Origin of the sequence: Oceanobacillus sp. FSL K6-0251, assembly GCF_038004725.1 — a bacterium.
Taxonomy (GTDB): domain Bacteria; phylum Bacillota; class Bacilli; order Bacillales; family Amphibacillaceae; genus Oceanobacillus; species Oceanobacillus oncorhynchi.
The window spans coordinates 3,126,302-3,140,433 of record NZ_JBBORS010000001.1 but is presented as its reverse complement, the minus strand read 5'-3'; the positions used below and the strand labels follow the sequence as shown (position 1 = coordinate 3,140,433).

The 14,132-nt window shown below is 38.5% G+C and carries 18 protein-coding genes; 15 read left to right on the top strand and 3 right to left on the bottom strand.

Going from position 1 to position 14,132, the window contains the following annotated elements; genetic code table 11:
• Positions 1-348: 348 nt before the first annotated feature.
• The 6 genes from ylbD (at position 349) to coaD (ending at position 3,366) form a co-directional block, all read left to right on the top strand.
• Positions 349-771, top strand: a complete 423-nt coding sequence (gene ylbD / locus MKY45_RS15720) for a spore coat protein YlbD (RefSeq protein WP_341173097.1) — start codon at positions 349-351, stop codon at positions 769-771.
• Positions 772-781: 10 nt separating this feature from the next.
• A complete protein-coding gene (locus MKY45_RS15715; protein WP_042535220.1) occupies positions 782-1,015 on the top strand; it encodes a YlbE-like family protein in 234 nt (77 codons plus the stop codon).
• Positions 1,016-1,186: 171 nt separating this feature from the next.
• On the top strand, positions 1,187-1,624 hold the full coding sequence (locus MKY45_RS15710; protein ID WP_193063304.1) for a YlbF family regulator: 438 nt from the start codon (positions 1,187-1,189) through the stop codon (positions 1,622-1,624).
• A gap of 117 nt (positions 1,625-1,741) precedes the next feature.
• The gene (locus MKY45_RS15705) at positions 1,742-2,014 is read left to right on the top strand and encodes a YlbG family protein (RefSeq protein WP_042535218.1); all 273 of its coding nucleotides are present in this window, start codon (positions 1,742-1,744) and stop codon (positions 2,012-2,014) included.
• A 296-nt stretch (positions 2,015-2,310) separates the two neighbouring features.
• On the top strand, positions 2,311-2,880 hold the full coding sequence (gene rsmD, locus MKY45_RS15700; RefSeq protein WP_042535217.1) for a 16S rRNA (guanine(966)-N(2))-methyltransferase RsmD: 570 nt from the start codon (positions 2,311-2,313) through the stop codon (positions 2,878-2,880).
• 3 nt (positions 2,881-2,883) lie between these two features.
• Positions 2,884-3,366, top strand: a complete 483-nt coding sequence (gene coaD / locus MKY45_RS15695; protein WP_042536352.1) for a pantetheine-phosphate adenylyltransferase — start codon at positions 2,884-2,886, stop codon at positions 3,364-3,366.
• Positions 3,367-3,462: 96 nt separating this feature from the next.
• On the opposite strand, the gene ylbJ is transcribed toward coaD, so the two are convergent.
• A complete protein-coding gene (gene ylbJ / locus MKY45_RS15690; RefSeq protein ID WP_193063306.1) occupies positions 3,463-4,671 on the bottom strand; it encodes a sporulation integral membrane protein YlbJ in 1,209 nt (402 codons plus the stop codon).
• Positions 4,672-4,959: 288 nt separating this feature from the next.
• Between ylbJ and MKY45_RS15685 the strand changes: the two genes are divergently transcribed.
• Complete coding sequence (locus MKY45_RS15685; protein WP_341173487.1) at positions 4,960-5,979, top strand: SepM family pheromone-processing serine protease; 1,020 nt, start codon at positions 4,960-4,962, stop codon at positions 5,977-5,979.
• 94 nt (positions 5,980-6,073) lie between these two features.
• Here the strand turns inward: MKY45_RS15685 and MKY45_RS15680 are convergent, their stop codons facing one another.
• Positions 6,074-7,279 carry a nucleotidyltransferase gene (locus tag MKY45_RS15680; protein WP_341173096.1) on the bottom strand — a complete coding sequence of 402 codons (1,206 nt, stop codon included), beginning with the start codon at positions 7,277-7,279 and terminating at the stop codon, positions 6,074-6,076.
• A gap of 291 nt (positions 7,280-7,570) precedes the next feature.
• On the opposite strand from MKY45_RS15680, the gene MKY45_RS15675 reads away from it, so the two are divergent.
• The 3 genes from MKY45_RS15675 (at position 7,571) to MKY45_RS15665 (ending at position 8,944) form a co-directional block, all read left to right on the top strand.
• Complete coding sequence (locus tag MKY45_RS15675) at positions 7,571-8,101, top strand: YceD family protein (RefSeq protein ID WP_341173095.1); 531 nt, start codon at positions 7,571-7,573, stop codon at positions 8,099-8,101.
• A 46-nt stretch (positions 8,102-8,147) separates the two neighbouring features.
• Entirely contained in the window at positions 8,148-8,321 is a 174-nt protein-coding gene (gene rpmF, locus MKY45_RS15670; RefSeq protein WP_042535209.1) for a 50S ribosomal protein L32, read from the top strand.
• Between the two features lie 161 nt (positions 8,322-8,482).
• Positions 8,483-8,944 (top strand): RsfA family transcriptional regulator, encoded by a 462-nt coding sequence (locus MKY45_RS15665; RefSeq protein WP_341173094.1) that lies wholly within the window; start codon positions 8,483-8,485, stop codon positions 8,942-8,944.
• A gap of 60 nt (positions 8,945-9,004) precedes the next feature.
• On the opposite strand, the gene MKY45_RS15660 is transcribed toward MKY45_RS15665, so the two are convergent.
• Positions 9,005-9,487 carry an N-acetyltransferase gene (locus MKY45_RS15660; protein WP_042535205.1) on the bottom strand — a complete coding sequence of 161 codons (483 nt, stop codon included), beginning with the start codon at positions 9,485-9,487 and terminating at the stop codon, positions 9,005-9,007.
• A 329-nt stretch (positions 9,488-9,816) separates the two neighbouring features.
• Here MKY45_RS15660 and MKY45_RS15655 point away from each other — a divergent pair, with 329 nt between their 5' ends.
• From MKY45_RS15655 to ftsL, 5 genes are all read left to right on the top strand, one after another.
• Positions 9,817-10,197: a DUF3397 domain-containing protein gene (locus MKY45_RS15655; protein WP_193063310.1), complete on the top strand. Its 381-nt coding sequence runs from the start codon at positions 9,817-9,819 to the stop codon at positions 10,195-10,197.
• 282 nt (positions 10,198-10,479) lie between these two features.
• The gene (gene bshC, locus MKY45_RS15650; RefSeq protein ID WP_341173093.1) at positions 10,480-12,108 is read left to right on the top strand and encodes a bacillithiol biosynthesis cysteine-adding enzyme BshC; all 1,629 of its coding nucleotides are present in this window, start codon (positions 10,480-10,482) and stop codon (positions 12,106-12,108) included.
• A gap of 196 nt (positions 12,109-12,304) precedes the next feature.
• The gene (gene mraZ / locus MKY45_RS15645; protein WP_042535199.1) at positions 12,305-12,736 is read left to right on the top strand and encodes a division/cell wall cluster transcriptional repressor MraZ; all 432 of its coding nucleotides are present in this window, start codon (positions 12,305-12,307) and stop codon (positions 12,734-12,736) included.
• 41 nt (positions 12,737-12,777) lie between these two features.
• Positions 12,778-13,755, top strand: coding sequence for a 16S rRNA (cytosine(1402)-N(4))-methyltransferase RsmH (gene rsmH / locus MKY45_RS15640; RefSeq protein WP_341173486.1), 978 nt, complete (start codon positions 12,778-12,780; stop codon positions 13,753-13,755).
• Positions 13,755-14,129, top strand: a complete 375-nt coding sequence (ftsL, locus tag MKY45_RS15635; protein WP_042535197.1) for a cell division protein FtsL — start codon at positions 13,755-13,757, stop codon at positions 14,127-14,129. Before rsmH ends, ftsL begins: the two co-directional genes overlap by 1 nt.
• Positions 14,130-14,132: the final 3 nt, after the last annotated feature.

Sequence of the window (14,132 nt, the reverse complement as noted above, 5' to 3'; positions counted from 1 at the left end):
GAAAGGAGCCGCACACCTGTGGCTTCTTTATTTTTTGTAGAGTAATAAAGTAAGGATAGCCGCTCCAACGGACATCTCTTTGGCGAGAACACCGGTATTTTAAAAAACAAGCGGTATACCTAGTTTTCTTGTACAGAAAATAATAAGCCGATAGCACATTTTCAACCGATTTACATAGGTTATTGTAGGAAGTTATAAATAACGCTTAGCAGGCTGAGCCTCACAAATAAAGGATTACTTTCAATGGGACTGGTAGTAGAATCGCGATTACTCGTTCCAACAAAACCATGCACATACTGTAGCTTTCATAACTGTATGCCCCTAAAGTGTAAAAAGGACGGTGAAAAAATGAGTCAATTACATCCTAGTGTTGCAGCATTTAAAGCCTTTGTGAACCGCCATCCTAAGTTGTTGGAGGAAATCAGAAAAAGCGGTAGGGGATGGCAGGAGTTTTATGAAAAGTGGGCAATTTTAGATGAAGATGACCCGTTTTGGGATGAATATAAAACGGAAGATAAAGCGGCAAAAACAGAATCAAAGAGTCAGGGCGAATCAACAAATCAAGAAAGCAAAAAAAGTAAGAAAACGGATCATTCCTATATTATCCGGCAGATTGTAGACTATACGCAAAACTTAGATTCGGAAAAAGTACATGGACAAATCGAACAATTAAGTAAAGCGATTGGTGTTGTTCAGGAAATGATTGGTGATATGAAAAAGCCTTCCGCTAATAAAGCGCCCCGGGCTCCTTTTTCACTAAGAAAAGATTAGAGGGGATAACATGGATAATGACGTCATTGCCTACCTTAGAAAAAATCCGGAACTTGCTGAATTTGTCCGATATCATCCTATTTGGTATCGTTATTTGATGCGCGACCCCGGCCGTCTGACAGAATTGAAAAAAGAAGCAAAAAAATTTTATGGAAAAACATTTCCTCAAAAAGTGAATACCTTCTCGAATCAATTACAAATGGTAAGAATGTTCGCAGAGATGGCTAAATCGATGAAAGATTGAAGTCAGCTCTGTTTTCTTTCGAATAATAAAATGGTATGATAAAAAGGATAACTATTAATTGAGGATGCAGTAAAATGAAAGAACATCTATTTTAATAGGAAATGGCATAAACCTTACTAAGAGATTGTTTCTCTTGTTTACATTTATTCATTTATTCGCGGAGGTGTGGAAATGATTGCTACAATGGAATATGTAGATATATTAGATGAGTCGGAGCATGTCGGAAAAATGATCCTGCAGTCCGATATCATGCAGCAATACCAATCGGCTAAGAAAGTATTGGATGAAGATAAAGAAGCACAGAAACTGATTAGAACATTTGCAGATGTTAAAGAGCACTATGAAGATGTGCAGCGGTTCGGCAGATATCATCCGGACTATTATGATATTATGAAGCAGGTCCGTTCCAAAAAAAGGGATATGGATTTGAACGACAAAGTAGCTGCTTTTAAAATTGCTGAAAGAAATTTGCAAAATTTATTGGATGAAGTCAGCCAGTTCGTGGCAGAGAGTGTCAGTGAGCAAATTAAAGCTCCTAAAGACGGCGCAGCGTTAACAGACAGCGGCTGTGGCTGCGGGAGCGGCGGAGCTTGCGGCTGTGCCTCGTAAAATGAAACTTCCTTCCGCAAGGGGTTCCAGACGGTTATTTGTGATAAGACGTAGAGCAGGGTCCAGAAAGCGGGCTTCCTGCTTTATACATATAGAAATAAAAGGAGGGATGACAGCATGGTAGAAAGGCAAGGAATTGTTGTCTGGTTTCAACATATGAAGAATGTCAGGCAGCTAAAAAAACATGGTCATCTTATTCACGTATCTAAAAAGCATCGCTATGCGGTTATTTACGTTAATCGCGAGGATATTGATGCTATTGAGAAAAAATTTAATCAGTTTGCTTTTGTTTCTAAAGTGGAACGTTCTCAAAAGCCGTTTATTCCGACAAACTATGAAAACGCGAAGCCGGATAAAGCGAAGCAATACGATTATAAAATGGGAATTTAAACAAGACGTCTAAAAAGAAATATATCAAATAAAAAGAAAAAACCTGCAGTCAAAATTACTGCAGGTCCTTTTATTTTTATAAAAAATAAAAGGCTAAAGGGAGAGGAGAAACCGGATGAAGAGCTTATGGGGAAGAATAAGCCTTCTTCCGTTTCAACTAAATCATATTTAGCTGAATCATTATGATAGTATAGACAAAGTAAAAAATAATATACATAACGAATAAAAATAATTTGCTAAAGCGGCGAATCGTGGTAGACTATTGACGAGCTAAAAGAAGCTGAGGTGATTCAGAAGTGCGCGTTATAGCAGGAATACATAAAGGAAGAGTGTTAAAAAGTGCAGCTGGTGAGTCTACAAGACCGACTTCTGATAAAGTAAAGGAAGCTGTGTTTCAAGTAATGGGTCCTTACTTTTCAGGAGGACTAGCTTTAGATTTATTTGCGGGAAGCGGGTCTCTGGGAATCGAAGCATTAAGCAGAGACATGTCTAAGGTGATTTTCGTAGATAAACATCCCAAGGCAGTTCAAATCATTAAAGAAAATTTGAAATCGCTCCAATTAGAAGCGCAGGCAGAGGTCTATCGAAATGACGCAGAACGTGCTTTAAAAGCCATCGCTAAACGAGAATTACAATTTGATTTAGTGCTTTTAGATCCGCCGTATAAAAGTAAAGATTATATGAAATTACTTGATTATCTGCTCGATAGCAAAATGCTGAATAAGAATGCGATTGTCTATTGTGAGCATGATAAGACAAACATGCTGCCGGATACGTATAAATCCTTGAAAGCAATCAAACAAGCAGATTATGGCGGTTTAGTTCAAGTAACGATTTACCAATCAGATAAAAGAGAGGAAGCATAAATGATGAGGAAATTAGCGATATGCCCCGGGAGTTTCGATCCGGTAACGAATGGCCATCTGGATATTATCAGACGTGGTGCTAAAGTGTTTGAAGAGATAGTAGTTACCGTGTTTAATAATCAATCCAAATCTCCACTCTTTACAGTAGAAGAAAGAATGCAGTTATTAGAAGAATCATTGAAGGACCTGCCAAATGTAAGGGTCGATTCTTCGAGCGGATTACTCATGGATTATGCGGAAGAAGTAGGAGCTACTGCAGTTATTAGAGGATTGCGGGCAGTCAGTGATTTTGAATATGAGATGCAGATTACGTCGATGAACCGGAAGTTAAACGAAGACGTGGAAACCTTATTTATGATGACAAACACAAAATATTCTTTTTTAAGCTCAAGTATGGTAAAGGAAGCGGCTAAATACCAGGGAAATATTTCTGGTCTTGTTCCAGAAGTGGTGGAAACGGCACTGAAGCAGAAATATAATCAATAAAAAAATAATGAACGGATGCGGATTTCATTCGTTACATATTTTCAGAAGAAGAGAGAGTCAGCGGTCAAGCGGCTCTTTCTTCTTCTTTAGGGAGAATTATTTTTTTCTGACTTTATTAATAAGGATGAAAATAGCAGCCCCTAAACTGATGATTGTCAGGCTTGGCCCAATTGCCTGTAATAGATAGTATATTTGTATCCCGATGGGGGTCTCTTGTATTGTGCCGGCAGGAATCTCGTTAGAATGAAAAACAATTCGATCCAGGTATAACGGTTTGTATAGTAAAATAGTTAAAATCACAGCAAAAGTTCCGTGTAAAAGCCGGGCGAAGAAATAAGGGTAGAAACGGATATCTGTCTTGGCTAAGATGCTGGCTACCTGTGCTTGGATGGATAATCCATTAAAGCCAAGGATGAAGCTGATCAAAATTGCTTTTTGTAATAAAGAATCCGTGGTGACCTGTGAAATTAAGTTTGATCCGACGGTAATTTCAAATAAACCAGAAATAAACGGAAGTCCCAGCTCTTTTGGCAGATCAAAAACAGGAAAAATCGGTTCAATAAATGCAGATATAAAGGATGTGATGTCCATCAGGAAAAGCAATTTAATAAGAACGGAAAAGAGAATAATAAATCCTCCGACCATCACAAGAGTCTGAATCGAATTTAATACCGCATCCCCTAATATTTCTCCGAAAGGCCGGGGATTTCTTAACCGATTTCGATGCATCTCTTGAAATGCTTTTTTCAGTGAAAAGGGCTGTCTCTTTTGTTTGGTAATCTGCTTTTCCTGCTTTCTGCCATGAAAACGCATAACAACCCCGACAATCGTATTAGCTCCGTAATGACACACAGCCAATAGAAGCCCCAGTTTGATATTATAAAAAAAGCCTGCAGAAATGGCACCGAATATAAAGAGCGGGCTTGAATTATTGGTAAAAGACACTAATCTTTCAGCTTCTATCTGTGTGACTTGCTTTTCTTCACGGAGTCTTGCTGCTATTTTGGCACCGGTAGGATAACCGCTGGCCATTCCCATAATCCAGCCGAAGCTGCCGGCACCGGGGATATTAAAAAGCGGCCGCATGATCGGTTCAAATAAAATGCCTAGAAATTTCACAACGCCAAAAGCTAATAATAATTCAGCGGTTATGAAAAAAGGAAGCAAAGATGGAAATACGACCTCCCACCACATATTTAATCCACGGATGGCTGCTTCTAATGCTTGATCTGGAAAACGTATTAAACTAAAAAACAAAAAAATGGATATGCCGCCATAGCCTAGTGTTTTCAGCTTTTGCTTCAATCTGATGTCCCCCTATTAGTGCGTGTTTAAAAAATGGATGTATTATTTTAATTCGTTTTTTGAACATCCTTTATTCGTTAGAAGAAAGCATCCTCATGCTGTTTTTATCTTCCTGTTATGAAGTCTCATTCTGTACAATTATGGTAGGAAGTAGTAGAATAATGCTAGCTTGTCCGATGTATCGTTTTAATAAAAAAGTTGCTATATATGATATATACGCGAATACCATCTGAAAATATGCCATAGATATATTTTTAGTAAGGGTGTCAGGAAGGGGAATAAGCAGTGTTGCGATTATCAAAACGGAGGATTGTAGGATTATTAGCGGTTGTACTGATTGTTTATTTTTTGGGAGTGTATCAATTGCCGTATTATATACAAAAACCAGGCGGAGCCGATGCATTAGATCCCATTGTCGAAGTGGACGACGGCTATCCAAGTGAAGGGGATATGCATTTAGTGACCGTCAGCGGAATGCAGGCAACTCCCATTTTATATGCTGCAGCCTTTGTCCTTCCACATCAGGATATTCTTCCTTTAGATCAGGTTTTCCCGGAAGGAATGTCTCAGGAAGATTATATGGCAGCACAGCTTCAGGTAATGGAAAGCTCTCAGGAAGCTGCAACTGTGGTGGCCTATGAAACAGCAGAAAAAGATATAGATATCCATTTTAATGGCGTCTATGTGGTTGCTGCGGTGGATGGCTTGCCGGCAGATGGTAAATTAGAGAGTGGAGACCGTATCATCGGAATTGATGATGCAGAAGTGCAAGAATCTCAAGATTTAATTGATTATATTGATGGAAAAAAAGCCGGAGATACAGTGACAGTTTTGTTTGAAAGAAATGATGAAGAACACACTGCCGAGATGGAATTAGAACCGTTGGATGACGAAGGAACTCGTGTGGGCGTTGGAATAAATCTTGTCACAGATCGTGAAGTAACTGTAAATCCAGAAGTTCATTTTTCCAGTGGTAATATTGGCGGGCCGAGTGCAGGGCTCATGTTTTCATTGGAAATCTATGATCAGTTAACAGAGGGCGATCTAACCGGCGGCAAGCAAATCGGCGGAACTGGTGAAATTGACTATGAAGGAAATGTCCATCGAATTGGCGGGATAGATAAAAAAGTTGTCGCTTCCGATAGAGAAGACGTTGATATTTTCTTCGCTCCGAATGAAGGCGGCCGCGAAGACTCCAATTACCAAGTGGCAGCAGAAACAGCAGAAAGTATCGGGACAGATATGGAGGTTGTTCCGGTGGATACGTTTGAAGATGCTGTAGAATATTTAGAAAGTGTTAATGAATAAATGAATTAAATAAAAGAGGATTTCCGTATTATAATGAAGACGGAAGTCCTCTTTTTTGTAACGTCAGAAAGAATTGCTTCAACAAAATGAAGTTTCACTTTATAATAATCGGTGATTTAATCTCCTGTAAAAAGAAGTCTCTTTGCTTCTTGCCGGGTAAAATACTGTAATACGCCTTCGCAGCCCGTTCCTCGATTTCCAGGAAGGGGTGTTTGATTTGATTTATTTTTGTAATAAACGGGAGGTCCGCTTTCTTTTTCTGCTGATTAAGATAAGCCTGGCCGGTTTTATTCATGGCCAGTACCCGTATATAACCTGTCTGGGTACCAAGTATATTATCTTCTTTTCTTGTATTGGTTAAAATATGGACAAAAATACGTTGAAGCCTTGTCCATGTATAACGTTTTGTTTTTAAAGCAGTCATCCATCCTTGAAAAGAGGAAGCCTCCATAGCTGTGCGTACAATACGATGCTCCAGCCCCTCAACAATCCCTTCGATCTGCTGCAATTCTGCTAACGTCATTGTTTGTACTCGATATTTCAAAAAAGAGAAATATAACTCCCAATCATGCCAGTACCCTGAGGCATGTTTATAGCTCTGTAAAATATCTGATGTGGTCTCCGGCATAGCTTCAGCAGCTGCTTTGCTGGCAGTCGGGTTATTCAGCACTTCTTTACGGATACTTGTTGCACTTGCTATATTTCCAGTAATAGCAGTGTCGTGATAATTATTTTCGATTCGTTTTATAGTGATTGGTTTTATTGGATAATGGGCGTCTTTAATTGCCCGGACATAGCTTAATCCTAAAATATTATTTGGTCTGGACACATCCAGTATATCAGATATACCAAAAATATGCTGATATGCTTTTGTTGCTGCGTCTGGATAGGCATGTCCCTTATTTAAATATTTTTTAACAAAGGATTCGTATTGATTCTGATGCTCTTTCTGGAGCTGATAAGCATCGGAAAAAGAATCGATTATGCCTGCTTCACTTCCAAAGCATACAGCACTGACGCCGGAATGATAAAGCATATCGATTGCTCCTTTGGCGAAATAATCGCTGTGCTGTACAGCATAGACATACGGCAGCTCAACAACTAAATCAGCGCCACCGAGAATGGCCGCTTTAGCCCGATTATATTTATCCATAATGGCCGGCTCGCCACGTTGCAAAAAATTCCCGCTCATAACCGCAACAATACAGTCTGCATCAGTTTCTTCCCTGGCTTTTTTTAAATGATATTGATGTCCGTAATGGAAAGGATTATATTCAACTATTAAACCGCAAGCTTCCATACACTCACCTCTATTTTTTCAAGTAGCTTTATTTTAACATATTCCGGAATTTGTAGGACGAAAAGAGAAATAGAATGACAAAAAGACAAACTGCCGTTAGAATAGTTTTAACTGTTGTTTTTTATACACTGTAACAGGGAATACTACGTATGTATGGAAGATTTAGCAATTGGCAAGCCGACAAGGGCTGTCTGAGCTATAGTCGAACTTATACCTGTGGTGTAAAGAAAATATATTGACAAACGAAGCATTTTCTTTTATCATTTATCTTGTTGCCTAGAGGTGATTTTAATGAAATTGACTGTTAATCAGATTAGAAAAGGTTCCGTAAATGAGCCATATTTCTTTGATAGCCAAGCCGATGTGTCAGAACTGGAAACGATGAATAATGATATACGAAAAATACCTCCAGTACATGTGACCGGACAAGTAACTGTGCATGGTGAAGAATTCTATGTGAATTTTCATGTGACCGGAGAAATGACACTCCCGTGCGCACGTACATTGGTGGATGTTCCTTATCCATTTGAAATAGATGCAAATGAGGTTTTCTCTGCATCTGCTTATTATGGAAGAGAGGAAGAAGAACAAGAAATTCATCCTATTCAGGGAGAAGTTCTTGACTTAACACCATATATCAAGGAAAATATATTATTGGAAATTCCATTCCGCGTTTTTGCCGAAAACGCTGATTCGGATGAAGCAGCTCCTTCCAGCGGGAAGGACTGGGAATTTGTATCTGAGACAAAGGAAGAGAAGCCCATCGATCCAAGATTGAAAAAATTGGAGTCTCTCCTTAATAATAACCAGAAAGAAAAATAAGAATCTGATTCAAGTTTTACTTTCATTTTTGAAGGAGGTGTAAGTCATGGCAGTACCTAAAAGAAGAACTTCCAAAAAAGTAAAGAACCAACGTCGTACGCATAAAAAACTACATGTACCTGGTATGGTAGAATGCTCCAACTGTGGCGAATTAACGAAACCTCACCATGTTTGCAAAGCATGTGGAAATTATGATGGAAAAGAAGTTATCAGCAACTAATTTTAATTAACGAAAACAGATCACACTGCGTGGTCTGTTTTTTTCGTTTTCCTCCACGTATATATTTTTTTAAGAGCTTTCTGGATATTTTTAATATAAAACGATTCTAGCATACCTATTTTTTGCATACATTGATAGCAAACCCTAATAGGAGGTATGTTATGAACGATACAAGACAGGACGCGTGGACAGAAGAAGAGGACAGATTGTTAGCAGATACCGTACTTCAATGTATTCAGGAAGGGAGAACCCAATTAGAAGCTTTTAAGGAAGTTGCTGAAAAGTTATCCAGAACATCTGCAGCATGCGGATTCCGTTGGAATGCGAAAATAAGAAAGCAATGCCAGGACCAGGTGCAGGCTGCAAAGGACAAAAGAAAAGCAGGGTTAAAGCAGCGAATTGCCTATCCAGCTATCGAAACCTCATCGATTCAATCTATTGATGCTGCTATTCAGCTGCTAGAAAAAATGAGGAAAGATATTCCGCAGCAGGATGATTTTGTGAAGCGGGAAGAAGTAGATAAAATCTTAAAGGAAAACAAAGAGTTAAAAAAGCAGATGGAGAAATATGAAATGGTGTGGGGAAAAATAAATCAACTTATTCATACGGTCTCCAATCCATAAGAACCCCAGATAAAGGGGATGCCTTCATTTAATCTTATATGATGCAAAAAAGCACGAAGCTTATTGCTTCGTGTCTTTTTCTTCAACGCCCTCAGGCAGCCAGAGCAGTGGATTTTCTCCTAAATCGCGTTCCATCTCATAATGTGGTTTGATGAAATCCATCTTTTCCCAAAATCCATGTGAATTAATACGTGGACTTGTTTTAATAGGAAGGTTAAAGCTTTTTGCAAAATCTACAAGCGCTTTTCCATAGCCTTTTCCTTGATAATCGGGAAGCACTTCTAATTTCCAAAGTGTCAAATAATCCTGAGAAGGCTTAAAGTAAAAATCATACTTCCTGCTCACTTCATAAAGACTCATTCTGGCTACTAAATTATCCCCGATATAAATTCCATAAAAAGGAGACTTACTATTATTCTCGATAATCTTATTCTCTAAATCTTCCATCATGGTCAATTCCTGGTTTCCATATTCACGAAAACGCTTAAATTTTTCTAGTGTTTTAAAATTAATCAGTAAATTTTCTATCTTTATATTTCCCATGTTAACCCCTCCTGAATAATTATCCTGTTATCAAAGATGAATGTAGATTTCCTTCTCTGTCTAAATTATAATACATAGGAGACAAATTTAAAATTATTTCTGTTATATTTATATTAGAAAACTTTTGCATTCATTAAAAGGAAGACTTGAAAGCGGGTTTAGTTTTCTAAAAATCGCTTCTGTTCAGAAGTGCATTTATAGGCGGATAGACGCCGGGGTTATGCAGTGGATGCTGGTGCAGGTGCATTATGTCAAAATAAACTTGCATACATCAAAGCGGTCATCTTAACTTGATAGAAATAAATTGTTTAAAAGCAGGGAGGAAAAGGATGAGAGATTATATATATTATACAATAGCTCTTTTTATTGCATTCCCATTCATCATTACTTTTTTAGCTTATGGGATAACGAAGCTCCGGAAACAACATACATGGAAAGCTGTACATAATGCTGTCCAGTGGTCAGCGATCTTTTTTATCTTAGGTGTAGGTGTCTTGCTGCAGCTTTTGTTTGATCGAAGCTTTTTTGGCTGGATAATCCTGCTGTTTCTGATAAGTTTGACGGGAATATTGATTCATCAATATCAGAAACAAAGTGATATAGAGATTTCAAAAGCAATTAAAATTGTTTGGAGAAGTGCATTTTTATTATTCTCTTCTGCTTATCTTGTTTTAAGTCTTGTTTATATTATCAAAGAAGTATTATCTTAAAATGCGCAGTAAGAATATAGGTAACCAGTTAAGGGCACAGGGCCTGGAAGAAAAGCTGTCTCTACAAGCTTTTTTTGCTTTCCGGAGAATGCTGCGCCAGCCCCGCCACGATACGGGGAGTGAAAAGCTCTCGTTGAATAGAGATTCTCTTTCTCATTTGAGATAAAATAAACTTCTTCTGAAAAAAGTTTATTCGTTTCCCCGGAAGCAGATTAGTTTGATTCTTGCTGTTTTTTCTGTACAATACGGAATGTATTCAAATCGATATAAGGGGAAAATGATATGCAGATAAATTCGTTAACTTTGCCTGCTGCCAACAGGTTAGTAGCTGATTATAAAAAAGAAGCAGAAAATATAACACAGTTGTTTGATTACCATCCATATAATGATTTTCATAAACGATTACAAGATGTAGCTGAAAAAGATTTTGACCGGCATGGGCTGACGAATGTATTACATACATTAAACAAAGAATGGGGAGCGCCGGAAGAAACACTTAAACAAATTGAACGTTTAAACGATAAACAGAGCACGGTTGTTATCGGCGGACAGCAAGCGGGCCTTTTGACAGGACCTATTTATACAATCAATAAAATTATTTCTATTCTTGAACTGGCGAAACAGCAAGAAAAACTATTGGAAGCACCAGTTGTCCCGGTTTTTTGGATTGCTGGTGAAGATCATGATTTTGAGGAAATCAATCATATTTATTGTCCGAAAGACAATGGAGATTTTCATAAGCTAAAGCTGCGGACTAAAAATATAGATGCGGGGAAAAAGGCTGTTTCGGAATTAGAAATGGATAAGAAAGAACTCTCCAAATGGGTGGAAGCTGTATTTGAAGCTTTGCCTGAGACAGCACATACAAGAGACATCTACACAGTGATTCAGGAAATACAACAAAAAGCTTCTAATTACATTGATTTTTTTGCTCGTCTTATTTTTGCACTATTTCCAAATCAAGGGATTATATTAGTGGATTCTGGCAACGCAGCATTTCGTAAACTGGAATCAGAGTGTTTTGTGGAATTAATTCAGAATCAATCTCAAATCAGCGGTTCCGTAGTCAAGACGCTGGAAACGTTAGAAAAGCATCAGTATCCGCTTGCTATTGAAGCAGATACATCAGATGGGAATATATTTTACCATGATGATATACAAGGAAGAATTTTGTTGAACGTAGACGAGAGTGGAAACTGGGTCGGTAAGCAGCAGGAGATTTCCTTCACTGTGGAGGAACTCAAGGATATTGCCAGAAATACACCGTGGAAACTAAGCAATAACGTGGTAACAAGACCAATTATGCAAGAGTATATGTTTCCTACGCTGGCTTTTATAGCCGGTCCCGGGGAGATAGCTTATTGGGCTGGATTAAAGGCGGGTTTTCATGTAATGAACCTGCAAATGCCGCCAGTTGTGCCAAGGCTTTCCCTGACTTTTTTAGACGCAGCTACGAAAAAATTAGTCACAAAATATCAGCTGACGGTGAAAGATGTTATCTTAAATGGCGTTCAAGCGACGGTGAAAGATTACATGGAGAGAAATGGTCAGCAGGAAATTGATCAAATAACAGAAGACGTGGCGGAGAAAATTAAAGAAGCGCACCAGCCAATCCGGGAGATGGCTTCTGAAATGGGTGACGATATTCAGTCGCTGAGCAAAAAGAATTTAGCTTACTTATTAGAGGATATTCAATTTATGAACAAGCGGTTCCATAAGGAATTTGAAAAGAAGCATGCTAAAGTTTTACGTGAATTTAATCAGCTGGAGCAAGTGCTTCATCCGAATGGAGGCTTGCAGGAGCGCGTTTGGAATCCGTTATTCTTATGGAACCACTATGGTACAGAGTTTATTTCACAGCTGACTGCCTTTTCATTTGATATGGAACAAGGACATTGGGTGGTTGAATAAAATCCCCCCACAACTCTCCACCACAACTATATAGTTGGAAGAAAAACTGTCTATCTATTGATATGGCAGTTTTTTTCATGTCTTAAAAAGAGATATAAAACACAATAGAAAAGAGAAATAAAATATTTTTGAAGAAATAGTGGAGCATAGTGGGGGGATGTGGTATTATGAATTTACGAAAGTAGGGGGCGTCTATATGTTCATGGGAGAATTCCTGCATAGCATTGATACAAAAGGACGAATCATTGTCCCTTCCAAGTTCAGAGAAGAATTAGGGACAAGTTTTGTATTAACGCGTGGACTCGATAAGTGTTTATTCGCATACCCTAAGCAAGAATGGGAAATTTTAGAAGGAAAGTTAAAGCAACTCCCACTGACTAAAAAGGATGCCCGGGCTTTTACACGTTTCTTTTTCTCTGGTGCTGTGGAATGCGAAGTGGATAAACAGGGAAGAATAAATATTCCTGCGAATCTTCGGACCTACGCTAACTTGGAGAAGGATTGCAATGTGATTGGTGTTTCCAATCGTGTGGAGCTTTGGGCGAGCGATCATTGGAATACGTATGTGGAAGAATCTGAAGAATCGTTTGCCGAGATTGCTGAGAACCTAATGGATTTTGATATTTAATTTCAACACGTATTATAAGGATAAAAAAGTTGGTGGCTAAAATGTTTGAGCATTACAGTGTTTTAAAAGAAGAAACAATAAAAGGATTAAAAATAAAGCCGGATGGTACTTATGTAGACTGTACGGTTGGAGGCGGCGGTCATTCCTTAGAAATTGCCTCAAGATTGAATGAAAACGGCAGGCTTTTTGCTTTTGACCAAGATATTCAGGCATTAGAAGCTGCCCGGGAACGCTTACGTATACATCAAGAAAAAATTACATTTATACACTCTAATTTTCAAGGGCTGGTAAAAAGTCTGTCAGAGCTCGGGGTGGTACAAGCTGATGGAATTCTTTTTGATTTAGGGGTTTCTTCCCCGCAATTAGATCAGGCAGACAGAGGTTTCAGCTATCATCAGGATGCAAAATTAGATATGCGTATGAACCAATCTCAGGTTCTCACTGCATATAAAGTGGTAAATGAATGGACCTATGAACAATTGGTATCTATCTTTTTTCGATACGGTGAGGAGAAATTTTCCAAAGGGATTGCCCGTAAAATTGAAAAAGCAAGAGAGGAAAAACCGATTGAAACGACCGGAGAGCTGGTAGATATTATTAAAGACGCGATACCTGCACCCGCCAGAAGAAAAGGCGGTCATCCGGCAAAACGTATTTTCCAGGCGATAAGAATCGCTGTGAATAATGAGCTGGAAGTGTTTAACCAGGCACTTCATCAAGCTGCAGAATTGACAGGCGTAAATGGAAGAATTGCAGTCATCACATTCCACTCATTAGAGGATCGTCTTTGTAAGCAGGCTTTTAAAACATGGAGTACAGATAAACCTGTACCCAGGAACCTTCCTATTGTCCCGGAAACACACCAGGCTCCATTTAAATTAATAACCAGAAAACCAATAATAGCTCATACGGATGAGCTGGATGAAAATAGACGATCCCGTTCGGCCAAGCTGCGGATTGTCGAAAAAATAAATGAATGGAATAATGATTTCCGTTATGAAGAAGGGTGGAAAAAGTAATGAGTGAAAATCAGGCTAGAAAGTGGCAAGTAAATCCCCAATATAATCCCCAAGAAGAAACGAAAACGATAGTCAAAAAGGTAAAGAAAACACCTTGGATCAGTAAAGGCGAAAAAGTGATTTATTCGGTTACCAGTGCTGCGATTTTAGTATTTGGAATCGGAATGGTTTCCTATGCTTCTGGGACAGATAGCTTAAATCGGGAAGTACAGCAATTAGAAAACTCCATAAATCAGCAAAAAATCGTAAATGAAAACTTAAATTTTGAGAGAGAGGAACTGTCGCGTCCAGAAAGAATCACAGAGATTGCAGAGAAAAACGGTTTGAAAATCCAAAATTCGGAAGTGAAACAAGCAGAAACAGTTAACAACTAGCAA